The organism is Streptomyces sp. NPDC030183 (genome assembly GCF_055573455.1).
Window position 1 is genome coordinate 261,573 of the sequence record NZ_JBVIBK010000006.1, and the last position, 23,457, is coordinate 285,029.

Genomic DNA, 23,457 nt, shown 5'->3' on the forward strand with positions numbered 1-23,457 from the left:
GAGCGTAGCAGACAGTTCTGCGCTGAGCTGACACAGAAACGCTGGACTGTGGCGGGGCGTGGACGTACTGTCCGTGTTCCCTCGCGGTGTCCGAACGCCCGCGAGAAGAGGGAGAGCCCCCGGCGGTGCAACGCCGGAGGCCCGATGACTCCCCACCAATCCGATGCGAACCGACCCGGCGGCACGGGCATGCCAGCCCGCCACCGCCAGACGAGGAGCCGCCGAGTGCAACCCGAGAACCCCGAGTCCTATTCCGCCTCCGCCGAGGCGGTCTGGCCCACCACCGCCATCCCCGGCCGACCGGGCGCCCACCTGCGCGCCGCACAGGCTGACGGCGCCGGCCCGGACCTGAGCGATGACGCGCCCGCCCACAGCGCCGATGCGGCGGACGCGACGAGCGGGTTGGAGGCGATACCCGATGCGGAGCCGACGGTCGGCTCGAAGCTGCTGGACGAACTGCGTGAGCAGATAGCCGAGTTCGTGATCCTGCCCTCGCCGCAGGCGCTGGACGCCGTGACGCTGTGGGTGGCGGCGACGCACTTGCAGCCCGCGTGGCAGCACGCGCCGCGTCTGGCGGTGGTGGGGCCGGCGAAGCGGTGTGGCAAGTCGCGGCTGCTGGACGTGCTGACCGAGACGGTCCACGAGCCCATGCTCACCATCAACACCACACCGGCAGCCATCTTCCGCTCGATCACCGAGGAGAATCCGCCCACGCTCCTGGTGGACGAGGCGGACACCATCTTCGGCACCCCGAAGATGGCCGAGAAGAACGAGGAGATGCGTGGCCTGCTCAACGCCGGTCACCAGCGCAACCGCTACGTGACCCGGGTCGTCGGCAACGACCACACCCCGCACCGGTTCGCGACCTTCGCCATGGCGGCCATCGCGGGGATCGGCGATCTGCCCGACACGATCATGGACCGGGCGGTGGTGATCCGGATGCGGCGCCGGGCCGAGGGCGAGAAGGTCAAGCCCTTCCGCTCCCGCCGCGACATCCCGGCCCTGCACGATCTGCGCGACCGCATCGCCGCGTGGGCCAGGCCCCTGCTGGACGAGGCCGCGAACCTGGAGCCGGACATGCCGGTCGAGGACCGCGCCGCAGACACCTGGGAACCGCTGGTCATCGTCGCCGATCTGGCCGGTGGACACTGGCCCCGGCTGGTGCGGGTCGCGTGCGAGCGGATGGTCGCCGCCGAGGCGGCGACCGAGGAGGACCACCCGAGCGGGGCGCGGATCCTCGCCGACATCCGCCGGGTCTTCGTCGCCCAGCGCGAGGTGGACAGCCTGTCCACCGAGGAACTCCTGCACCACCTGTGCCAGGATCCCGAGGCCCCGTGGGGCGAGTGGGGGCGCGGCGGGCTGACCGCCCGTGAGCTGAGCAGGATGCTGCGTGTGTTCGACATCAGGCCCGGCAACGTCCGCATGGCCGACCGGACTCAGCGCAAGGGGTACATGCGCAACAAGTTCCTCGACGCCTGGCGCCGGTACTGCCCCGCAGTCCACCCCGTCGACGCCGACCCAGGCTCCGGCTCCGGCTTCAGCGAGGGCTGAGCCCCGCCCCCTGGTTGCCGTACTTGCCGTCCCTGCCGTGATCTCGCAGGTCAAACGGCATGCGGCCAAGACGGCAGCGGGGGCCAAGACGGCAACGCGATCATGACCGGCGCATTGCCTGCCCAAGACGCGGTCCCGATCCGTCTTGTGCCGTACCCCGCCGTCCTGCCGTATCAGCACAGGTCGCAGCCCTGCCCTCCGGGACGGAAGAGGCAACGCCACCGTCTCGACGCGGGACACGGCCAAAACCCGAAACCAGGTGCCCGTCAGAGCGCACCGACGTCTTGTTCCGAGTCGGAACAAGACGTCGGCAGCGCCCGCCAGGACGGGGAACCTAGGCGCTCGCCGTACCCACTCTGACCTGCGCTTGCAACGGCCAAGACGGCAAAGACGCACCACGCCACTACCCCAGGAGCACCCCGCTTGAGGATCCCGATCATGTCTCGTCGCCCAGACCGCCCGTCCCTGGACGACCAGCCGGCGAAGGCGAAGCTGAGTGCGGAGCAGTATGTGCTCCGCACGGCCGGCATCGTCATCGCGGCCCTGACCGCAGGTGCGTTCTGGCTCTCCTACGCGCACCTGGCCGAGGTCGCCGCCCAGCATGGACTCCGTGACTCGCCGACCCGCCGCTGGGCGTGGCCCGCGACGCTGGACGCGTTCATCGTCGCGGGCGAGCTGCTCATGCTCCGTGCGGGCCTGCGCCGCGTCACTGACAAATGGGCCATCGGTGTCACCGCCATCGGATCGGTCGGCTCCATCGGGCTCAACGTGGCTGGCGTGACCGGCACGCGCGAAGTCGGCAGCGTGCCGTTGCTCGACTACGTGGTGGCCGCGGTTCCCCCGGCCGCCGCGATGGTGGCCTTCGGCGTGCTGATGCGGCAGATCCACGAACTGGTCGCACAGCCTGCTGCCAGTCATCCAGCCCCGGATTCTGTGCAGGTGCCGCAACCAACGGCCACCACATCCGTCCACCCCGCGAAGTCGTCGGCCACCGCAGTCGGCCAGTGGGCCGAGGCTCCGGTTGAGCACATCCGGCCGGACGAACTACTCATCGAGCCCGCCCGGGCCACGGAGCCACCGGCCGCCACATCCGTCCAGTCGCCGGAATCGCCCGCCGACGCTGCAGCGGGCAAGCCGCGCGGTGGCCGTCCGCCCGGCGCCCCGCTTGAGGTACTCGTGGAGATCGGCCGGGCTGCTGCCGCTGAGCAGGGCAAGCTCACCCGCGCCGTCGTCCGAACAGCGGTTGAGGACAAAGGGCTGACGGTCGGCAGCAAGCGGCTGACCGAGGTGATGGACATCCTCCGGGCCGACCTCGAAGCCACAGCCGAGACCGATCGAGCCGACGGCTGACCGCAACCGCTGCCGGGTGACCGGAACCCTTCCGGTCACCCGGCCCGCCCGTCACAGCCCCGCGCAACTCCCGGTCGTCCACACCTGCGGACGAAGCGGCAGCCGTCCGAACCCCCTCTGAATCGTCGCGGTGCCCCGCACACCCTCCCCACCCCTTCTCCGGAGAACCGTCCATGGCGCACGACCCACTCCACCCCGACAACGCCCCCGACGAGCTGCTGCTGGCGAAGTCGCCTACGCTGATGGACCGTTGGCGCCGCGCCTTCGGACGGGCTGCCCCGGGCGGAGCCAGTAGTACCCCGAGTCCGACTCAAGGCCGGACATCGGGGGTCTCCGCCCCGGGGGTGGCGGAGGAGGCCCAGCGCCAGGGGGCGCAGGACCAGGAGGCCGGGGCCGAGGGCGGCTCCGACCCGGATACGCTCCACGCCGTCCAGCGCGAGACCCTGCGCCCCGCCTCCGCCGCCGACACCGCTGAGAGTGTCGGCGGTGAGCCTGCCGTGAAGAGCGTGCAGCCCACCATCCGCCGCTTCACCGGTACCAAACGCGACGAGCGCGTCGGCCCTCTGCGCTTCACCGCCGATCAGCTCGCTCTGCTCCGGGACGCCACGGCCCAGCATGGCTACAAGGGCGAGTCCGGGTTCGCCGCCGACGTCGTCCTCGCCTTCGTCACCGGCCGGTTCACCGCCAACCTGCCGCTGTCCGAGGACCGCCGCCGCACGCACATCTTCCGCGCCCAGGCCCTGCGCCAGCTCAACCGGATCGGCGTGAACGTCAACCAGATCGCCCGCGCCCTCAACAGTGACCGCACGCCACCTGACCTCCGTGAGTGCCTGACCGAACTGCACGACCTGCTGGAGCTGATCGCCGAGGCCCTGCGTCAGCCCGCCGACTCGGAGACGGAGGCAGCCGCGTGATCGCCGCCATCAAACCGGCTGGGTCCAACACCCGCGGCCTGCTCGCCTACCTCTACGGCCCCGGCCGCCACGACGAGCACCTCGACCCGCACATCGTCGCCGGGTTCGCGAGGCTCGGCATGCCCGACCCCGGCCGCGACGAGAACGCCACCCTCACCGCGCTCGCCCGCTACCTCGACGAGCCCGTCCACCTGCGCAACAGCGAGTTCGGCAAGAAGGTCACCGACCATGTCTGGCACTGCCCCGTCCGCGCCGCTCCCGAGGACCGCTACCTCTCCGACGCCGAGTGGGGCGAGATCGCCCAGTGCATCGTTGAAGCGGCAGGTATCGCTCCCGCTGGTGACGACCTGGCATGCCGCTGGATCGCCGTACGCCACGCCGACGACCACATCCACATCCTCGCCACCACCGTCCGCGAAGACGGCCGCCGCCCCAAACTCCACGACAGCGGCATCCGCGTCGGCAACGCCTGCCGCGAGATCGAGAAGGAATACGGGCTCAGGCAGTTGAACAAGGGCGACCGCACCGGCACCCGCCGCCCGACCCAGGCCGAGATGCACAAGGCCGAACGCCTCGGCTGGGAACAGCCCAGCCGCGAGTGGCTCCAGGACCGCATCCGCGCCGCCATCCCGCACGTGACCAACGCCGAGGAATTCATCGCCTACCTGCAAGCCGACGGCATCGAGGTCCAGGCCCGGCGCGGTCCGTCAGGAGACCTCCTCGGCTACGCCGCCGGCCGCCCCGGCGACCTCAACGAGAACCAGGAGCAGATCTTCCACCCCGGAGGCAAGATCGCCCCCGACCTCACTCTGCCCAAAATCAAGGCCCGCCTTGAATCTAGCCAGCCCGAAGAACACCCCACCGCCCGCCGCGACCGCCCCAGCACCCCATGGCAGCAGGCCACCGAGGCTCTCGACGCCCTCCACACCGACCTGGCCGACGACAGCCACGCCCAGGCCCACGTCACCGCCCTCGGTGAACTCCTTGAAGCCACCGCCCAGAAAGCCCCCGACACTCTGTGCGCCGAACTCCAGGCCGCATCCAAGGCGTTCGCCCGAGCTCAGCGTTCCCAGGTACGGGCGGAAGACCGTGCCGCTCACGCGCTGCGTAGCGCGGCCCGCGACATCGCCTACACCGCCACCGGCCCCGACGGCAGCGCACTGGCCGCCTTGGTCGCAGCCCTTCTCTGGGCGACCATCGTCGCCGGGCGCTGGCACGAAGCGAAGAGCCACGCTCACCAGGCCGACGCCGCCCGCCAGGCCGTCCGGCACCTACAGGCAGCCGCAGACCGAGCACTTGCTCCGACGCTCGCCGAACTCACAGCCCGGCCGCCCAGGGATCAAGCCCGCCGTGTTCTCGCCAACGACGTACGAGCAGCCGTCCCCGACCACGCCGAGCGGATCCTCACCGACCCCGCCTGGCCGGCGCTCGCCACCGTCCTCGCTGACGCCGAAGCCCGTGGGCACCAGCCGCACCAACTCCTCAAGGAAGCTGCCGCACGACGCGAGTTGACCACCGCACGACGACCCGCCCGCGTGCTGATCACCCGCATCCAGCACACCGGCCGGAACCCGGCACGCAACCGTCTTGCCGAAGCCGCCCGCCTGCAGTCGACCATGGCAGGCTCGATCCCCACTCAGCAGACCGGAAACAGTCGGCTCCCCTCGGTGGCTCCGCCTACCAATCAGCAGCACCGACAGCGCCGATAGACACCGTCAGAACCGCAGGGGTTGCGTTCCTCCGGGATCGGAGGAACGCACGACGCTTTCCCGGATCACACTGTCGCTGGCGCGCAGAGCCGCCGTCAGTTCTCCTCGCAGCTCGTCCGGGAGGATCCCAGCACCGAGGGCGCAGGCGTGCACCAGCGCGCGACAGTCCTGCACTTGCCGGTCGGTGGCGATCTCGGTGAACAGAGGGTGAGCCAAGTTCTCGCGGGCCGCGTAGCCGTCCTCGGCGTCCGTCGTCCTGCGGTGGAGGTCCTTGACGATGCGGTGCGCGGTGAGCGCCCCGGCGGAGCCGATCGCGTCGAGGATTGTGAGTCCGAGCCGGGTGTCGAAGACGGTCATCCCAGGTTCGGTCTTCCGTCCGAGGTAGGCCGTCACCAGGTCCGCCAGGTGGCCGTCGATCGGCTGCCCGGCGTCGCGGCGGCACAGGACGGTCAGGCATGCCGTGACGGCTTGCTCCCACGGATCGCCGGGCATTGTGTCGGCGAGGAGGACAGTGGCCCACGCGGTGTCACCCGCAACGAGGGCGGCGAGTACGGCGACCTGTCGACCGTCGAGCATCCGCTTTCCGATGCCGTGGTGGGCTTCGATGTGCGCTAGGGCCTCGGCCCATCGCCCCTCGGTGGTGAGGGTGCGCGTGCCGTCTGCGAGGAGGACGCGCCACAGCCACGCGCGAACCTCCTGGCGGTCTTCGTCGGTCGCAGTGAGGTCCGCGGGTACGTTGACGCCCTCGAAGCGGGCGGCCGTGCTCGACTCGACGGCCTTGTACAGGTCGAAGAGTCGCTGACGGCCCTCATCGGCGTGGCCGGCGCGGATCTGGAGGCGGGCCAGGTTGACGACTGGTTCCAGTCCTCGGATCGTGCTCATGCCGGGCAGGGGGCAGGCGTGGAGGTAGGCGGCGGCGTGCTGGTGGCACATCTCGCGGGAGAGGTCGGGGAGGCCGAGGTCGGAGGCGATGAGCGCGGCCTGGTTGTAGACAGCCGATGCAAGCCCCTGGTCGGTCTTGTTCACCGCAGTGTCGGCCAGGTCGACGAGACTGCGCACACGCTCGGGCAGGGGCAGGCAGGCGGGACGGAATCGAGCGACGAGCGGGAAACGCTGGGCTATGGGGCCGTGCGGGTCCATGGATCCCCCGGGTCGAGAGTGACGACTGCTGGGGCGACGGTGCCCGCCAGCCGTGTGCCGACGGGCGCCGTCCGCTACGCATGGGGCGTCATCGCCAGTCGACGACGATGCGGTTCAGCGGGGTGTCGAGGGCGAAGAGACCGGAGCGCTGCTCGATCTCGGGGGTGTCCAGGGGCTGGATCTCGAACGTGGCCTCACGGCCTCGGTACTCCCTGTCCCAGGTACGGATGGTGTCGGCGACCTTCGCGGCCAGCTCGTCGCTGCCGGGGCCGTGGCCGATGACGCCGAACTCCCAGAGCCTGTCGCCCTCCGGGGTCTTCTCCTGCGACACGCGCCGGGCCAGGTAGGTGACGGCGCCCTTGTCGACGGAAGCGGTCGACGAGGGGTAGGGGTCCTCGGTGAGCAGAGTGCCCTTGGCGCTCTTCGGGAACAGCATCCGGATCAGGCCGGAGGGCAGGGTGCAAGTGAGGAACAGTTCCATCCACTCCGGTGACTCCATGGCGCGGACCGTCATGCCGGTCCACTCCTCGGTGCGCGGCTGGTCAAGTACGCCCGCGAGGGCGTCGGCGTCGATGTTGAGCCCGGCAGGGGCCTGGAGTCGTACGGCGCCGTCCGTGCTGAGAAGGATCACTCGGCGGTCGTCGTCAGCGATGCCCCGCCGAAGCGGCATGAAGGTGTTCATCTCGCTGCCGAGCGACACCCACCGGCCGTCGCGCTGCTCGTAGGCGATGGAGCGAGACACGGTGCCCTTGAGGCGCTGGGGGACGAGGAGTCGGCCGCCGGGTGCGAGCTGCTGCAGCCAGGCGTGCGGCACGCCGTGTGCGCCCACAGTGGCGATGATCCGGTCGTAGGGTGCCCCCTCGGCGTAGCCGAGTGCCCCGTCGCGGGTCACGGCCTCGACGTTGGCGATCCCTGAGGCCGCGAGGTGCGCACGGGCGCCTTCCACGAGGTCGTCGTCGACGTCGAGGGTGGTCACGTGTCCGTTCTCGCCGACCAGGTGGGCGAGCAGGCCGGCGTTGTAGCCGGTACCGGCGCCGAGTTCGAGGATGCGCTCGCCGGGTTGGGCATCGAGTTGGTCCAGCATGAGGGCGACGACGCCTGGCTGGGAGGCGCAGGAGATGGACGTGCCGTCGGTGTCGTACTTGATGTGCACGGGTGCGTTGGCGTAGGCGTCTTCGAGCGACGCGTCGGGCACGAACACGTGGCGGGGCACGGTCCGCAACGCGGTCTCGACGGCGGGCGTGCGGGCGTGTCCGTCCGCGCGGAGCTGGTCGACCAGGGCGTTGCGCAGGTGCTCGGCGTCCGCCGTGGGGGTGGTGATCGTGTCGGTGTTCACCGCGCTGACGCTATCGGCGTCGGCCGTTGCCTCGGTGGGCGACTCGGTGTGGTCACTCGTTCCCATGACTACCTCTCGTGCGATGTGGGACAGGGCGCTCTGGTCGTCCCGGAGGAGACCGGCGCGGTTGGCGTGGAAGATCACGTGGTGGGCGATGACGGCGCGCAGGCCGCGGGTGAGGGCGCCCCGGTCTGCGAGGTCGGCGAGCGTGGCTCCGGCCCGTTCGAAGGCGGCCACCCATTCCTCGTGAACGTGGAGTGGGCCACCGGGGAGGCAGAGGCTGTGGGCGTCGGCGGTCATGAGCTTGCGCATGGCCGGAGCCAGTTCGGCGGCTTGTTCGGGTTGTGGTGGAGCGGTGGCCGGTCGAAGGGCCGCAACCTTCGCCCATACGTCGCCCTGTTCGAACCAGTCGAGTCCAGCACCGCGCATCATGACGCTCGCCAGCAGGACGGCGGTCTCCCGGCGTCCCAAGTGCAGCGGGCTCGGCTGGTAGGTGAGCAGATGGCGGGAGTCGCTGTGGAACAGTTCGTGGGCTGCGTCCATGGCCTCGGGCCCGCCGAACGTGTCGGTCTCGGGCTCGTAGACGCCGGGCAGGCACGACACGGCCACGCCGTCGCCGATGAGATTGCTCAGGAGCGACTCGATGGCTGGTGAGGGCTTGTCGGCGAGGTAACGCAGCGGCCAGGGCTGCTTGTTCATAAACCACCAGCCGGTGAGCTGCCCGTCGGCCTCGGCCTCGATCAGGGCGGGGCCGAGGCGTTCGGCGATCGTGCGCCGGGCGCTCTCGCGGTCGACGAAGGTGATCTTGTGCTGCTGCCAGCGGTCGGGAGGCATAGAGGTCCTTCGGTCGGTGGATCAAGCGATGAGGAGGCATGCGTCCCAGGCGGACTGGGGTGGTACGGCGGTGCTGGGCGCGAGGAGGGCCAGGGCTATGCCGGCGGCGCCGTCGAGTAGGCCGGGGCCGCCTTTCTCGTCCTGGATGAGCGCCGTGGCCATGAGTTCGGGGTCGGTGCCCGGTGGGGTGATCTCAGCCAGGAGGGCCGGGATCGCGGCGCGGAGTCTTCCTGCGGTCGAGGGGTGAGCGTCGTCGGCCGTACGCGCGGCAGTGTGGGCGAGGCCGGCGAACCCGTGGCAGAGGCCGTTGTCCGTCGTGGCCTTCAGCTGCTCGGGATCGGTGAGGGCGGCCACGAGCGCGTTCTCCGCGTCGATCTGGCGGCTGGCATCGCCGAGGGCCACCGCGGCAAGTTGCTGGGCGCGGGCGAGGCCGGCGGTGCCGTAGCACCAGGATGGCCGCCGGGGTGCGGACGGGGCGAGACGCCTGCTGCGCAGTCCTCCGCGAGTGACCCAGTACGGCCAGACCGGTCCGCCGCTGGCCTTCTGCTTCCAGCGGTCCAGCCAGGTCAGGATGGTGCGCAGTGCTGCGTGGTGCCCGTCGGTGACGGTGCCGTTCCGAGCGGCGAGGGCCAGGAGCGCGAGGGCGCCGCCAATGCCGTGGGCCATACCGGTGTTGGCGTGGCCGCCGGGGAATCGGTTGTCCGGGTTGCCGGAGGGGCCGGTCCCCGTCCACCAGCCCGGCAGGTTCTCTCCGTGGTGGGTGATCGGTTCGGTGAGGCGCACGCAGTAGTCGAGAACGGCGCGCATCGTGGAGCTGCCGGGGCTTCGGCGCAGCAGGTAGGCGCCGTATCCGGTGAGGCCCCGGATGGCGTCGTACTCGGTGAGCTGTGGCAGGCGTTCGGCGTCGATGCGGCGGTGTGCGGCGTCGAGACGCCGTCCGACGTCGACTGCGATCTGGCCGTCCATCGTGTCGAGGGCGCCTTGGTAGGAGTCGGGCAGGTGGTCGGCGGCGCAGCTCAGGGCGTGGGCGAAGGCGGGTACTCCGTAGAACGGGTGGCTGTCCGGGCCGCTGGTGAGCGGCTGCCGGGTGGCGGCGGTGAGCCAGTCGTGGGCGCGGTGCCAGGGGCCGAGGCCGTTCGCGGCCAGCTCGATGTGCAGGAGCGCGATTCCGGGCGGGCCGTAAGCGAGGTGCTGCCGGTCCGAGGACAGCGTCTTGAAGCCGAGGGGCAAGGTGTCGGGGTCGGCAAGCCGGGCGGCGATGGCGTCGACCAGGCCGAGCGCGGGATGGTCGGTCACGAGGCCCTCGCCTTGGTGCGGGCGGTCCAGGCCAGGGCGGCGGCGCGTGCCAGGTAGAGGCACACCTCTTCCTCCGGGAAGTTCACGGCGACGTGGCGCACGAAGTGGACGTGGAGCAGGGAGGTCAGGACGTCGTTGACGGCGATGCCCTGGGTGTCCGGGCCGGGCAGGTGCGGCCGGTACGCGGCGAGCGCCGCTTCTCGGTCGGCCCATCCGGACACGATGGCGTCTCCGCCCGGGACGCTACGCAGGGCCGACCAGTCGTCGCCCGGGTCGGCAAGCCGTACGGCCTCGGTGAACTGCGGGCGTAGAACGGGCACGGGTGCTGTCGGCGGGACGTGGTTGATCAGCCACTGCATCCCGGCCTCGGTGGTGCCGAGGAAGGCGGACGCGACGGCAACGGTGTGGGCCGCCACCAGCGTGCGCTGGCCCGGACGCTGTGGCTGCGCGAGTTGCGCCAGGACGGCGCGCGAGTCCGCCCGGAACACCTCCTCGGCCGCCTCCCATGCGGTGCCGGAGCCCCAGCGGCCCATCTCCCGGTAGGAGGTGGGATAACGCAGGTCGGCCAGCAGGCCGATGCTGCGTAGCTCGTCGGCCCAAGCGCTCACCGTTCGGGCCATGTCGGCGAAGGCTTCCGGGTTGGGGAGGGCGATGCGTACGCGGAGGTGCTGGTCCGGGTCGCGGAAGCGGATGAACCACCACGGCGGGTTGCCGAGCTGTTCGAGGAGGCCGGGAAAGTGCCGGGAGAGCAAGACGTCTTGGCGGCGGGGGTCGCTGTAGAGGGCGGCCAGAAGAACCGAGGAAGCGGCGGGCGTCTGAATCTGGGCCGCAGACAGGGCGCGGGCCCGGGTGGGGGCTGGCAGTGGCGGCCATGCCGACGGCCTGGTTGCTTTGAGGGGCACCACGACCTCGTGGGCTCGCCCGCCGCACCAGTCGTACGCCTCCGGTTCCGGGGCCTCGACGAGCACGGCCAGGCGCGAATGGTCGAGATGCCGGCGCAGGAGCGCGCGGTGGCCGGCCTCATCGAGGTCGAAGAAGAGGCGCCGGTCGTCCTCAACGAGATGGACGCGGCGAGGCAGCCTCCGCCGGGCACGCCAGTCGGCGAGCGCGGCGTCCCATTCGGTCCGAGGGCGGGTATGGCCGGGTAGCTCGGACGCCTCCAGCCGCCAGCGCGCCGGGGCCAGCACGGTCCGGCCGTACCGCACACGTGGAAGGAACGGCATCGCTGCTGCGGCGCCCCAGTCGAAGACGGTGACCTGCGCACACTGGGCGCGGGACAGTTCGGTGAGGAACCGCACCAGCGGCGGGGTGTGGGTGCGCAGGTTCAACGCGTGCATCCCGACGGCCTCCACGCGGTGGCCCCGCTCGGGGACGGCGAGGTACATGCGGCGGCCGTCGCACCCCACAGCCAAGTCCTCCGGGGTGAGGACGGTGTCCTGCGGAGCGCGGTGCTCCTGAAGGCTGATCACGGTGGGCAGGACCTGTGGGGAGCGGGTGACGTGGGCGCTCTCGGAAAGCAGGGGTGGGAAAGAGAGCTGCGCGGGCACGGTGTTGCCGTCCGCGGCCGGGAGGTCGGCAAGCTCGGCGGCCAGGGCCTCCCGGTCGGCGGGGGCCAGCACGCCGAGGAATCGGCCCGTGGAGACGCCGGCGCCACGGGACACGCTTGCGACTTCCAGCCGGAACCGCCCGCGCTGCAGCTCCTCCAGGCTGGACGCGTGCACGCGCACCCCGATCTCCAGGTGCGGCGGCAGCCGGGGCTCGTCGGGACCCACGTCCAGGGCCTCGATCTGTTCGTCCGTGAGGATCACTTCGTCGCGGCCATCGAGCGCGGCGGTCTGAGCCAGCCGTACGAGGGCGTCATCCCGAACGGAGACGCGGGGCCTGCGTGCGCCGGCCGGAGCGCCTGGGTAGCCGTCGGGATAGCCGGTGCCGCTGTCCGCGACGACCTCCGCGAGCGGCACCATCGTGCCGATGCCGTACCGCTCGTAGAACCGCTGGTGGTACTCGTTCCACGCGGCAGTCCCATACGGGCGGATGCTCAAGCGGGTCAGGATGAGAGCGGCGCGCTCGACCTCTCGGGCGACCGCTTCCGGCAGAACGATCTGCGCGTCCAGACGGAGGTCGAGCGCGACGGGATGGCGACGCAGGCCGGGGACGAGGTCTCGCATCCGCGCCGCGACGCTGTCCCGGCCGCCCTGCGTGGCGCACTCCTCCAGGCCCGCCCGGACCGCATGGAGTTCGCGTACGGTCTCCGCGACCGGGGTGAGGCTTCCGGCGTCGATCGCGTCGAGTTGGCCCACCAGGAACCCGAGGGCATCGGTCTCGGTGCTCGGCGCTTGCAGGCCCGTGATCAGCACCCGCCGCCGGATCAGCTCCGCCAGCAGTTGATGCGCCTTCTCGGGACCGGCCTCGGGGAACTCCGCCTGGAGTTTCTCCCCAAGGGTGCCGAACGGGATCGGCAGTCGGGTCGCGGCAAGGACCGCGCGCACCGGTCCGGTCAGGGCCAGAGACGCCTCGACCGCGCGAGTCCGGTCGTCCTGGGCGTCGGGCTGGAACGGCACGATGAGCCGGTCTCCCCGGTACGTCACGGTGTTGTTGATGACGACGGGCAGCTGTTCGAGCAGGCCCGGACACGACTCCAACCGTGCGACCAGGGCCGCCAGCCACTCCGCCCCCGCGCGACAGACAGCCACGTGCTCCTCGCCCCACTCCGTCCGCGCCTGCGGGCCGAACTCCGCGGTGGCCACGCCAGCGAACAGGCCGAAGGGTGTCGCCCGGTGCTGGGCCCGCAGCAGGTAGCGGGCCACGGACAGCGCCGCGCGCTGCACATCCCGGAGGGCTGGGTGCTCGGCCGTACACAGGGCCCCTACCTGCGTGGCCAGGACCGGGCTGGAGTGCTGAAGTGCCTCGGCGACGTCCTTGTCCGCCCAGACCGCGCGTAGCCACGCCACGCGGGCAGACGAACCAATGGGCGAGCGGTCATCGAGGTCAGGGCATGGAGGAAACGGCAGCGAGGGCCGGGCCACGGCACGCACGAGAGCAGTGGAACCGGTGCGGAACGCTGCGGGCGGAGCAACCACCAAGTACCTCCGTGGTGAGGGGGCGGGCGGCTGGTGCCGCCGCGTGGAGACGCGGCGGCACCAGTCCGGGATGGCTCGGGGCCGGATCAGGCGACGTTGGTGGTGCAGGCGCCGCAGGTGGACCCGCAGTTGTCGTCGGTCAGGTTGACCAGGCCCGCAGGATCGGCGATCTCGACGAGGGAGACGTCCAGGTCGAAGCCGTCCGATGCCCCCGGGATCCGCGGGCGTACTTCGGTGCGGCTGGGAACTACGGTGCTGCGCGTCATGCTTCAACTCCTCGTAATCGATGTGGTGTTACTGGGCTGGGGCGCCCACCAGGTGCCGCCACGGAGCGCTGCCAGACAGGCTGCTCCCCGGACGGCTCCTGGCCGCCCGGCACGAGGGGGCGTGCTCCGCGTAGGAAGTTCTCGCGGGGCGCCTGCCTCACGCCGGGAAGTCGTGTGCCGGAAGTCTGATCAAGCGGATGCCGGTCGCCGCTCCATGAAGTAGGTGAGTGCCTGGGCCTTGAGGCGATCGAGGCAGGGCTCGCACGCGTAGAAGGGCGCGTGCTGCCCGTCCCACTGCACCGGGCCGAGCCAGATCACGAGCACCCCGGTACGCCCGCAGCCGAGCCAGCAATCACCGGTGATCCACGGCCACTCCATGGAAGGACGTCCCCTTTCTCAGCTGGTCGGGATGGCCGATCTGGCGGCCTGGCAGTCGGGAGCGCAGGCCCAGAGCTGGAACGGCAGACCCCGGTGGCGTATCTCGCCCAGCCGTCGACCGCTCGCTCCCAGCGGCCGAGCGCAGAGGGCGCAGTCCATGGCCATCTGCTGGCGCGGCCGGAGTCGAGCGAGATCCGGAAGGGGCGACGGTGCCGTGGCCGAGATACTCACTCGCCGCCCCCGGTACGGAGTTCCGCCCAGACCTCTTTGCCCCAGGGGCGTCTGCCCGAGCCGTGCAGGTCGTAGCCCCAACGGTCGGCAACAGCATCGACGAGGAGCAGCCCACGCCCCGACTCGTCGTCGTCAGCCGCGTGGCTGAGTATGGGCAGACGCGATGGCTCCCGGTCCACGACCCCGACACGCAGCCGTGTCGCGCTCGGCCGCCCAACCGTGAGGCGGATCTCGGGACACGGAGTGTGCCTGGAGGCGTTCGCGATCAGCTCCGTGACGATCAGCGCGGCACGGTCGGCGAAGCCGTCGAGGTGCCATACACCGAGGACGTCTCGGACGAGTTCGCGGCCGAGCGCGGCCGTGGACGGCTCGCACGGGAAGGTCTGGCTGTACGTGGGGTGGCCGACGGAGAGGGCCGCAACTGGTGTTCTCAGACTCGTCATTGGGGTGGAGCCTTCGTGTCGTCTCGGCGCCCGGCCCACCCCCGCGGGGGAACCTCGGAGGCGGGCCGGGCCGTCAACAGCCGCTCGCACGGTGGGGCGCGGCGGGCGACCAGCACCCAGACAACTCCCTTTCCCAGCAGGTTGGTTAGGACGTTCAGGCACTCAGCCGACGGACCTGCCTAGGGCGTTTTGACCTCTCCTTTACCTGGCGGGTGAGGATCGCGCGGACTACCGTGCCCGCATGGACACCACCCGCAACACCGTTCTTGAGGCGTGGATGACCGAACACGGCTACAGCTCCAACATCCTCGCCGAGGCCGTGAACAGCGCCATTGAACGGTTGACCGGGCGCCCTGGAGGACTCGACGGCTCGTCGGTCCGGGCATGGAAAGCGGGCCGGGTCACGTGGCCAAAGTCAGCCGCCCGCAAGGCACTTGAGGACGTCACCGGACTACCCGCCGTCGCTTTAGGGTTCGTGCCACGGGGCCGGCCTTCGTCCACCCCGGCCCCACCGCAGCAGGAGGACCCCGACATGAAGCGCCGTACCCTCGTCGGCAGCATCGCGGCGGCTGCCGCAGCAGCAGCCGCACCCGGCACCGCTTCGCCGCGCCGTATCGGCATGAGCGACGTCAACCGCCTCAACAAGCGCTTCGCCGAGATCATCGCCAGCGACCACCGCCACGGCGGACAACTCGGCATCGAACAGCGGGCCGCCGCCCTCGCCGACGAGGCACTCAACCTCCAGAACGCCGGCAGCGCCACCCAGCGGGTGCGCAGCAACCTCTACGCCTCCGCAGCCGCCTTCCGCTCCTCCGCGATGTGGGCCGCCATCGACGGCCGGCGCTACGACGTAGCCAAGGCGCACATGCGCGAGGCCCAGGCCCTCGCCGAGATGTCCGGCGACCAGGCGATCAAGTTCCGCATCTGGAGTCACGCGGGCACCATGTACCGCCACATGGGTCGACCGGCGGACGCATTCGCCGCCAACGACGTCGCCCGCAACCTGCACCTCACCCGCCGTGACCCTCTGTTCGCCTCCCTCGGCCTGGCCCGCCAGGGCGCCATCCACGGCACGGCCCAGGACCGCACCGGCACGCGCCGGGCCTTCGATCAGGCCCAGGACGCCATGCTGCGCGCCGACCCCGCCGACTACCGGCCCGTGTGGATGCTCGCCTTCTACGACCAGGCCGAACTGGACTCCCTGGCCCTCTCCGCACACTTGGCGCTGGGCGACTACTCGACCGCCGAGTACCACGCCCACCGCTGCCTGTCCGCCCTCCGGCCCCACATGATCCGGTCCCGGGCCATCACCACCACCCGACTCGCCCACGCCCAGCTCGCCCAGGGCGCCCCCGACGCCGCCACGGTCACCGCGATGAAGGTCCCCGCCGAAGCCGCCACCCAGCACGCCCGGGTCACGCGCATGCTGCAGGAGTTCGGGGCCGCACTGCGCGCCACCGCACCGGGCAGCTCCACCGTGCAGACCTGGACCGAGCACACCGCCACCTGGAGGATGGCCGCATGACCACGGCTCCCGCCATCGAACTACGCACCTTCACCACCCTCGACACAGCCCGCGGCGACCTCCTCGACGTGTACGCCGACGTACGCGCCCCACTCCTCCACCTGCCGAACTACGCGGTCACCGCGTTCGGCGAGCGCTTGGACCGGCACGGCACCGAGCCGGGGTTCACGGCCGTCCTCGCGTACGCGGACGGCCACCCAGTCGGCTATGCCTACGGCAACACCATCGAGCACGGCGACCGCTACTGGCAGCGCACCAGCCCGACGCCGGCCGAGAAGTACACCCAGCGCCCGGTCGTGGCCCTGAAGGAGATCGGCGTCCGGCCGACCTGGCGGAAGACCGGCACCGCCCGCCGCATCCACGACGCCCTTCTCAGCACGCGCGACGAGCCGTACGTCACGCTCATGGTCAACCCGGCCGCCGGCGATGGAAAGGTTCACGCGCTCTACAAGTCGTGGGGGTACGAGGACATCGGGCAGAGCCAGCCGTCACCGGCTTCGCCAGTCCTCACGGTGATGATCCGCATCATTCGCTGATCCCGACGTCTCTCCATTCGTTACAGAGCCGATCGCAGTAGATCTTGACCGTCAGTTTGGGATCGCTACTCGCTCCTCGGGTCATGGTCTGCTGATCTGCGGGACAATGAACCAGGTCTGCAAGTAGCGCGCATTGCGTGCCCGATCCGTCCGGAGCGAGTCATTTCTGTTCGCGAATCACGAGCCGGGGATGATTTCCACCTTCTATGGGCAGCCCGGCGTGCATTGCAACTCCTGATGCCCCACACCGACCTGAGGATTCTGCGGTTGGAGGGGCTATCACCAGCTGACGCAGCCGAAGAAGATGATCGCTACTTGGGCTGCGACCTGAGTGAATACTACGGCGGAGACACCTTCGCGACAGCGAATCGTCTGGTTTTGGCTCAGCTGAAATACAGCGTCAAGCACTCAGGTCGAGCCTGGACGGCGGCCAGACTGTGCCAGGCCAAGACCACTGGCGGTGCACCTCCCCTTCGCCGCTTGGCAGACATGTTCAGCGGGCTAGCAGAAGACTGGGATGCGTCGACCGTAGTAAGCAAGGTCAATGTCGCACTGGTGAGTAACCAGCTAGCCGACGCCGACCTCCTCAATGCGCTGAAATCGGCCCAGGCAGCGCTGGCGGACCGACCGCTGGGTGCGCACGCGGGACGCGCCTTTGCTTCACTGGCCAAGCCTCACCAGCAGATCTTGACCAAGTTGCGTTCGGCGTCCGGGCTGAAGAGTGGTCGGTTCACTGATTTTGTTCGGGTATTGGACCTTTCTGGCTGTGGCGCTGAAAGTCGGGCACTGCAGACGCTGACACTCCACCAGGAGGCATCCGCCTTCCTCGTCGGCTCGTCCCGTCCTGGAGTCATCGGGCTGATAGAACTCATGCGCCAGCAGATGCTCCCAGAAACAGCGGGTGACCCTGGGCTGAGTCGCGCTGACATCATCGTCGCTTTGGGTGCAAGCGGGGAACGATCGCTATTTCCCTATCCCACATTTGTGGCGAAGCCTAAGAAGCTTGTACCAACGGCCCAGCCGCAGAGTCTGGCCGCAGCTGTAACGGGTGCACCGGCCGGAAAGCTTCTGGCGCACGGTGGGCCGGGTGTCGGCAAGACAACCGTTCTGACTGCGTTGGAAGCCGAACTGCCGCCAGGATCGATCCTCGTTGCGTACGACTGCTACGGCGACGGCCAGTACCTCAATCCGGCCAACGACCGGCACAGCGAACGGGCCGTTGTCCAGATCGCAAACGACGTCGCGGTTCGAGGCGGCGCTCTGCCCGTTGTGGTGCCGGATGGGCCAGTCGTCCACAGTGAGCTTTGGCGAGGTCTTGAGAGAACGCTCACCGTGGTGGCAGACGCACTGCCAGAGTCCGCCCTCCTCGTTGTCGCAGTCGATGCTGCCGATAACGCCGTTTTCGCGGCGCACCGTAGTGGAGCTGAACCGTTCGTGCGTGGGCTGTGGCACATGCAACTGCCACCTAACGTGCGAGTGCTGATGACTGCACGCAGCGCTCGTCGCTCGGACGTCCTGGCTGGAGCCGAAGAGACAGGTATCACTGAGACAGCACTTGGCGCATTCGATGCCTCGGCCAGCGCGGCGATGTTGCGTTCGATGTATCCGAACGCAACGGAGAACCAATGCGCGGCCTTCCATGCCGCCAGCAACGGAGTGGCGCGCGTCCAGACATACGCACTGGGCGCTGGGGAGCAGCGGTCACAAGGCACGAGCGAAACCCCAGCCATGCTGGATATCGAGGACGTACTCGTACGCGCGGAAGCCGGCCTGGCAGCCATCTTCGACGAGGTCCTAGATAGCGCCTTCTCCACCGTCCATGACCGCGACGTGCGGCAGCAGCACATGGGCGTCCTTGCTGCCATGGCCCGCCCTGCGCGGCCCTCGACACTCGCCCGGGTACTGAAGACCAACGAAGGCCGCGTGCGGCAGCTGTGCGACGACTTGTTTCCGGCGCTGCGAATCTCCGACGGCGCCGTCGGTTTCGCCGACGAGGACTTCGAGAATCATTTGCGTCAAAAGTTGTCAGTGTCCGATGTACGCCAGGCCCACGATCTCTTTGCTGAGGACTTCCTTCACCACCGCCATGTCGACGAGGAAGCAGCACGACTGGTTGGTGAGCATCTTTTTAACTCCGGCCGCCACGAAGAACTGCTCGCCATAGCACTTGATGAAGGCGCGCCAGCGGCGATCACAGACGGCATAGCACGTGCCCAAGCTCAACGGACCCGGCTCACGCTGGCGCTGCGCGCGGTCATGGAGCGCAATGACAACAACGCATCCGAAGATGCGGTCCGACTCCTGCTGGCTGCAGGGGACGCAGCCCGCACCGATTCCAGCCTCGTTGACACGGTCCGTCAGCGGCCGGAACTCGCATTGCTACATGCAGATGCGAGCACAGTCGCCGAGATCTTGTTGCGAGAAGAATCGGGCACTTGGCGAGGCCGCGCTCACTTCCGGGCCGCAGCCATGCTTGCATGGCTGAACGGATGTACGGCAGAGGCGGTCGAGCAACTCGACCTTGCCTACGCGTGGCTGCGGGCCTGGTCGCGGCAGGACGCGGGCTGGGAACTGAGCGCAGAGGACATCGCCTACGGCGTGCATGCAGCATACGTGTTGCGTGGCCTAAATCGCGCCCATCGCCTGGCGGCCGGCTGGAATCCGCCCCAATTCGTTGACAAGGTAACGTGGCACGTGGCCCAACATGCACCTGCGCATGTGCCCGTCAAGCAGGCAATTCGGGACCTGAATCAGGTACGAGCCAGCGCATGGACCCAGGCCCAGTTCGTAGTCGCCTACGCACGGGCTGGGGAAAGTCTGCCCGTCAGGTGGGTACTGCAGGTTGCGACCCGGCTAGACCGGTTGCCTCTGCGCCCGGTGAGCCATCCAGCCGAGTGGGGTATGCCGTTCTGTGAGATCGCGCTGGCGCATGGTGCCGCCAAATCCAAGGTGAGACGTCTACTCCGGCGCTTTGCGCCGCCAGTACCGTCTCACCTCAATAGTTACACCGGCAGCAGCGAGATGCTTAGTCCGTTGAAGGCGGCATGCCTGGAAGCCGCCATCCGCGGTTCCAAAATCACAGCTGAGAAGCTGCTCCCAGACAATTTGCGGCCACCGACCGATAATGACCGCAGTTATGACAAGAATGAGTCCACACGCCGGCTTTTCTTGCAGATTGCTAATGACTTGCTGCCTGTAGTAACTACACAGGCCGAATGTGTGAAAGTTGCCGCCGATCGTAAATCCCGCGCTGACGATGTCGAGCTGGCAACTGCAGAGGTCGTACAGGTCGTGCGTAGTCGGGTGGAGGCCCAGGGATCAGAGCATAGATTCGACCGGCCTGGTAATCGCCAACGCGTCTGGTTCATGGCTGCGGTCGAGGCATTGGTATCAGCTGCACGGGCCATGGCCGCGTTCACCAGCATAGAGGCAAATGCCATGCAGATGCAGATCGAAAATCTGTTGGCAGACGTAGGGAAGAGCATCGGACAGCAGTTGGCCGACGGGTCGGCATACGCGTGGGTGCAAATGAGCCGTATCCTCCTTGAAAATGGGGTCGCCCGAGAAGTTGCTCTTCAGCTACTTCAGCGGGTGGGAGACGTCATGGGTGCAGCGACGGTCCCGGCAACAGAACGGCGGGACGTACTCCTTGACGCAGCGGCGGCAGCGCAACACGCTGACACGGCTCTGGCCGCGGACCTGTTCGCTGCCGCAGTAGACGCCGCCAGCGGCGTGGACGTGGATGTCGCCCTGAGGCTACGGGCTCTGCTCACGATTGCCGACCGGATCCCCGATCGGCCAACAGACCCCACAACAGGCGGAGACCGTGCACACATCGCCCGTCGGCTCGCCCACGCAGTTGAAGACGCCACCCCCTTTGTGCCGGACCCTCGGGAACAAGTGCCATACCGGCTCGCTCTCAGCGTGGCGAGCCGACTCCACGGGCCGTCTGGTCTAGCTCTCGCCTGCCGGTGGGAGGACGACGGACACGTGGGCCTATCTGAAGGCATTGGCACGGTCATTCCTCTCCTCGCCGAGACAGGAACAGTCGGCGGCTTTGAGGCGTTCTGGATGCTGCGGCTGCTCAGTCAGCACTCCGATGTGGTAACCCCTGCGGTCACTGTTCTCAGATGCCTCCTCAACCAGGGACCGGCGGGTCGTAGCCAGGCCGTCACGTGCCTCGGAATGCTTGCCGACTGGGTCGTTCGCGATCTACCGCCTCACCAACAAGGTGACGCTGCCCGTAATCTCAATACTGCCATTCAGGAAATGGGACTGGGCCAGATTCAGGCCGCGCAGCGACTGCAATCCCGTGCACAGGAACTCTCCGCCCTAAGCGCAAATAAGCCAGCCATCCGCTCCTCACGGGACTGGGGAGGATCCGGTGAAGAGCAAGCAGTGGACATTGCTGGCCTAGTCAGTGCAGCGAGTTTCATCCGAGCCGATCAGGATCTCCCCGTACTTGTCGCTCATTATGCCTCTGATGAACGCGTAGTCACCTACCTGACGACTGCGGCTCATCGCGCCGGCCCGTCGGGACGTACTACGGCGCTGGAGGAGCTCCTAAAACTCGCCGATCGTGGGGTGTGGGGCGCCCGCGCACCCCAGGTAGCGCGCGTAGTGAGCGGGCTATGCTACGAATGGCGTGCGAGCGCGAGCGTGCGTGACTGGGCTAGCCAGCACCTGCCGATGTGGGTATCGCGACATCTACTCGACCTATTCACCACCGGACTAGATCGGCATGGCAACTACGGCCTATTGCTAAAATTGCCGAGTAATGATCCCGGATGGTCAAATTGGCTTCTTCCGGCAGCATCTGCTCACCTCGATGAGTTGACTGCCAACCAGCTTTACACTCTGGCAGCATCACTGGCAGAAACACTGCCGGCCACGTCCACACTTTCACAAATCATCGAATGGGCTTTGGACTCTCGTCCGTCTCTACCCAACTCTGCCGATATAACACGGATTCCCGCTGCTTCGGCGATCAGTAATTCCGCAGCTGGCATCAAGGCCGCCCGAGAGACCTTGCCTGAACCACCAGAGGACTCGAGCACACTCTTTGCAGCGGTATTGTGGGCCCTGCTCGGCCATCCCGACCGGCGCGTGCGATGGCGAGCTGCACACACGGCACGAATTATCCTGACTCGAAGCAGCGACGGCAGTTCTGTGGCTGACGCGCTCTGGCGCTGCGTAACGGAATCCTCCACTGGCGGCAGTTTCCGTTCCGCCACGCTTGAATTCTTTCCGCTATCAGCTCAACAGTGGCTGCTCATCGTCTTCGCGCGGGTAGCCAGTGAAGCCCCACTGGTCCTAGTGCCGCTGGCCACTGAACTAGCCGCAATGGCAGTAGACCGAAGTCAGCCCCATGCAGCTATTCGCGAGTTGGCACGCCAAGCGGCGCTCGACGTGGCCGCAGCTCATCCTGAGGCATTGCCTGCGCACGTTGTCAGCGACCTCGCGTTCGCGAATCGGCCTCGATTGTGCAGCACCTCACGCGACGTACGGAACGTTGGATCGCGTTATGGCGACTACGACACGCGCTTCCACTTCGACTCTATGGACGTCGTACCGTACTGGTACTCCCCTCTGGCAGAGGCTTTCGACGGAGTGTTTCTCGCCGACGTCATGCAGAGTGCAGACAAGTGGATCAGCGAGCGGTGGGGCCGGAGCTCCGAGGAAACACGGCAGGACCCCAGGGCGGCCCAACACGAGCGGTCGTGGGCGCTGATCAGTGCTGACCATGGTTCCTTGCCGATTGTGGAAACGCTCCAGAAGTACCTGGAGTACCACGCACTCCACATGGTGGCTGGCGAACTTGTCGACGGGGAAAACCCCGTGCTCAGACACTGGCGTGACGACGACGAGTGGACGGGCTGGCTGACCGGTCATCTTCCCCACTCATCAACCCACTGGCTGGCCGATATCCGCGAACCGGTTCCGGCTCGCTCGCTCACCCTCGGTATGTGGGATCGGCTCCAGCTAGACGACGCCATTACCTCAGTGCAAACGGCGACGTCTCAGGATGCTTCCACGTCTGCTGTTGATCCGGATCCAGCAGTTCGGAGGGGATTCGACGGAGCCGCTGTAGCGCGACAGGCATGCCGCGAACTGGACATGCTCGATGACGATCCCGAAATGATCGTAGTGTCCGCATCCATCACCACCTATTCTGACCGCCATTCGTGTACGGCCTGGTTGACCAGCGCTCTAGTAACCCCAGAAGCCAGTACCGCCCTACTCGCTGCTTTGGCAAGCAGCACACGTCCGCAGGGCCTGCCTGGGGCTGGCGAGGGGCCGCCATGGGGAGACGAAATAGATGACCCCAAGCTGCAATTGCTCGGCTGGATCATTTATCGCGAGTCAGACGACGGCGGCCTAGACCGCGACGACCCGCTGACGGGTGGCATCACTACCGCTCAACGCTCACTTTTCACGGACTTCTTCACTTGGGCTCATCTGTCCGCTAACGTTGCAGGCACTCAATTCATCGACCCGAAAGGCAAGATCGCCGCCCACATGACGTGCTGGGGAGACGAGAACAAACGCGGTCAGCGCAACATATACGACGACTATTCAGGCTCCTACCTCTCGGTACGTCGCGACCTCTTGATGGCATATCTCAAGGAACGCTGCCTCAGCCTCGCCTTGGCAGCAGACGCCCATGTGTATCTCATGAACCGCAGCCAGCAGGAGGCGAAAGATGAACACCGGCGAGCCCGTTACACCGTCCTCCACGAGGACGGACGGCGAGTCAGCGTCGAGGTTGACCAGACCATCTGAGCCGTACCACTCAGGTGACAAGGCTGAGGCAGGAACATCAACCGCATCCGCTGGCCCGCCGGCGACCAACGAAGCCGGAAAAGAG

14 protein-coding genes are annotated in these 23,457 nt (G+C 68.2%); 7 read left to right on the forward strand and 7 right to left on the reverse strand.

The features are described from left to right. Positions 1–225 precede the first annotated feature (225 nt). The 4 genes from ACZ4Z2_RS09780 to ACZ4Z2_RS09795 all read left to right on the forward strand — a co-directional run bounded on the left by ACZ4Z2_RS09780 (position 226) and on the right by ACZ4Z2_RS09795 (position 5,524). Positions 226–1,551, forward strand: coding sequence for a DUF3631 domain-containing protein (locus tag ACZ4Z2_RS09780; RefSeq protein WP_468074111.1), 1,326 nt, complete (start codon positions 226–228; stop codon positions 1,549–1,551). Between the two features lie 438 nt (positions 1,552–1,989). Next, positions 1,990–2,901 (forward strand): DUF2637 domain-containing protein, encoded by a 912-nt coding sequence (locus tag ACZ4Z2_RS09785; protein ID WP_468074201.1) that lies wholly within the window; start codon positions 1,990–1,992, stop codon positions 2,899–2,901. A 173-nt stretch (positions 2,902–3,074) separates the two neighbouring features. Next, positions 3,075–3,815 (forward strand): MobC family plasmid mobilization relaxosome protein, encoded by a 741-nt coding sequence (locus tag ACZ4Z2_RS09790; protein WP_468074113.1) that lies wholly within the window; start codon positions 3,075–3,077, stop codon positions 3,813–3,815. After that, positions 3,812–5,524 carry a relaxase/mobilization nuclease domain-containing protein gene (locus ACZ4Z2_RS09795; protein WP_468074115.1) on the forward strand — a complete coding sequence of 571 codons (1,713 nt, stop codon included), beginning with the start codon at positions 3,812–3,814 and terminating at the stop codon, positions 5,522–5,524. Before ACZ4Z2_RS09790 ends, ACZ4Z2_RS09795 begins: the two co-directional genes overlap by 4 nt. Before the next feature lie 6 nt (positions 5,525–5,530). On the opposite strand, the gene ACZ4Z2_RS09800 is transcribed toward ACZ4Z2_RS09795, so the two are convergent. From ACZ4Z2_RS09800 to ACZ4Z2_RS09830, 7 genes are all read right to left on the reverse strand, one after another. After that, positions 5,531–6,664 carry a hypothetical protein gene (locus ACZ4Z2_RS09800; RefSeq protein ID WP_468074117.1) on the reverse strand — a complete coding sequence of 378 codons (1,134 nt, stop codon included), beginning with the start codon at positions 6,662–6,664 and terminating at the stop codon, positions 5,531–5,533. Positions 6,665–6,752: 88 nt separating this feature from the next. Continuing rightward, positions 6,753–8,834: a methyltransferase, FxLD system gene (gene fxlM / locus ACZ4Z2_RS09805; RefSeq protein ID WP_468074119.1), complete on the reverse strand. Its 2,082-nt coding sequence runs from the start codon at positions 8,832–8,834 to the stop codon at positions 6,753–6,755. 21 nt (positions 8,835–8,855) lie between these two features. After that, positions 8,856–10,130 carry a lanthionine synthetase C family protein gene (locus ACZ4Z2_RS09810; RefSeq protein WP_468074121.1) on the reverse strand — a complete coding sequence of 425 codons (1,275 nt, stop codon included), beginning with the start codon at positions 10,128–10,130 and terminating at the stop codon, positions 8,856–8,858. Further along, the gene (locus tag ACZ4Z2_RS09815) at positions 10,127–13,081 is read right to left on the reverse strand and encodes a lantibiotic dehydratase (RefSeq protein WP_468074123.1); all 2,955 of its coding nucleotides are present in this window, start codon (positions 13,079–13,081) and stop codon (positions 10,127–10,129) included. The genes ACZ4Z2_RS09810 and ACZ4Z2_RS09815 overlap by 4 nt, the downstream gene beginning before the upstream one ends. Positions 13,082–13,296: 215 nt before the next feature. After that, entirely contained in the window at positions 13,297–13,476 is a 180-nt protein-coding gene (locus tag ACZ4Z2_RS09820) for an FxLD family lanthipeptide (RefSeq protein WP_468074125.1), read from the reverse strand. A 189-nt stretch (positions 13,477–13,665) separates the two neighbouring features. Further along, complete coding sequence (locus ACZ4Z2_RS09825) at positions 13,666–13,854, reverse strand: hypothetical protein (protein WP_468074127.1); 189 nt, start codon at positions 13,852–13,854, stop codon at positions 13,666–13,668. Between the two features lie 227 nt (positions 13,855–14,081). After that, positions 14,082–14,528 carry an ATP-binding protein gene (locus tag ACZ4Z2_RS09830; protein ID WP_468074129.1) on the reverse strand — a complete coding sequence of 149 codons (447 nt, stop codon included), beginning with the start codon at positions 14,526–14,528 and terminating at the stop codon, positions 14,082–14,084. A gap of 241 nt (positions 14,529–14,769) precedes the next feature. On the opposite strand from ACZ4Z2_RS09830, the gene ACZ4Z2_RS09835 reads away from it, so the two are divergent. The 3 genes from ACZ4Z2_RS09835 to ACZ4Z2_RS09845 all read left to right on the forward strand — a co-directional run bounded on the left by ACZ4Z2_RS09835 (position 14,770) and on the right by ACZ4Z2_RS09845 (position 23,372). Then, positions 14,770–16,053: an XRE family transcriptional regulator gene (locus ACZ4Z2_RS09835; protein ID WP_468074130.1), complete on the forward strand. Its 1,284-nt coding sequence runs from the start codon at positions 14,770–14,772 to the stop codon at positions 16,051–16,053. Further along, the gene (locus tag ACZ4Z2_RS09840) at positions 16,050–16,589 is read left to right on the forward strand and encodes a GNAT family N-acetyltransferase (protein ID WP_212673043.1); all 540 of its coding nucleotides are present in this window, start codon (positions 16,050–16,052) and stop codon (positions 16,587–16,589) included. Before ACZ4Z2_RS09835 ends, ACZ4Z2_RS09840 begins: the two co-directional genes overlap by 4 nt. A 267-nt stretch (positions 16,590–16,856) precedes the next feature. Further along, positions 16,857–23,372: a hypothetical protein gene (locus ACZ4Z2_RS09845; RefSeq protein WP_468074133.1), complete on the forward strand. Its 6,516-nt coding sequence runs from the start codon at positions 16,857–16,859 to the stop codon at positions 23,370–23,372. Positions 23,373–23,457 lie beyond the last annotated feature (85 nt).

Bases quoted from the DNA above. Each gene is read 5' to 3' on its own strand.
- ACZ4Z2_RS09785 (WP_468074201.1), top strand. From the start codon at position 1,990: ATGTCTCGTCGCCCAGACCGCCCGTCCCTGGACGACCAGCCGGCGAAG.
- ACZ4Z2_RS09790 (WP_468074113.1), top strand. From the start codon at position 3,075: ATGGCGCACGACCCACTCCACCCCGACAACGCCCCCGACGAGCTGCTG.
- ACZ4Z2_RS09800 (WP_468074117.1), bottom strand. From the start codon at position 6,664: ATGGACCCGCACGGCCCCATAGCCCAGCGTTTCCCGCTCGTCGCTCGA.
- fxlM (WP_468074119.1), bottom strand. From the start codon at position 8,834: ATGCCTCCCGACCGCTGGCAGCAGCACAAGATCACCTTCGTCGACCGC.
- ACZ4Z2_RS09820 (WP_468074125.1), bottom strand. From the start codon at position 13,476: ATGACGCGCAGCACCGTAGTTCCCAGCCGCACCGAAGTACGCCCGCGG.
- ACZ4Z2_RS09825 (WP_468074127.1), bottom strand. From the start codon at position 13,854: ATGGAGTGGCCGTGGATCACCGGTGATTGCTGGCTCGGCTGCGGGCGT.
- ACZ4Z2_RS09830 (WP_468074129.1), bottom strand. From the start codon at position 14,528: ATGACGAGTCTGAGAACACCAGTTGCGGCCCTCTCCGTCGGCCACCCC.
- ACZ4Z2_RS09835 (WP_468074130.1), top strand. From the start codon at position 14,770: ATGGACACCACCCGCAACACCGTTCTTGAGGCGTGGATGACCGAACAC.
- ACZ4Z2_RS09840 (WP_212673043.1), top strand. From the start codon at position 16,050: ATGACCACGGCTCCCGCCATCGAACTACGCACCTTCACCACCCTCGAC.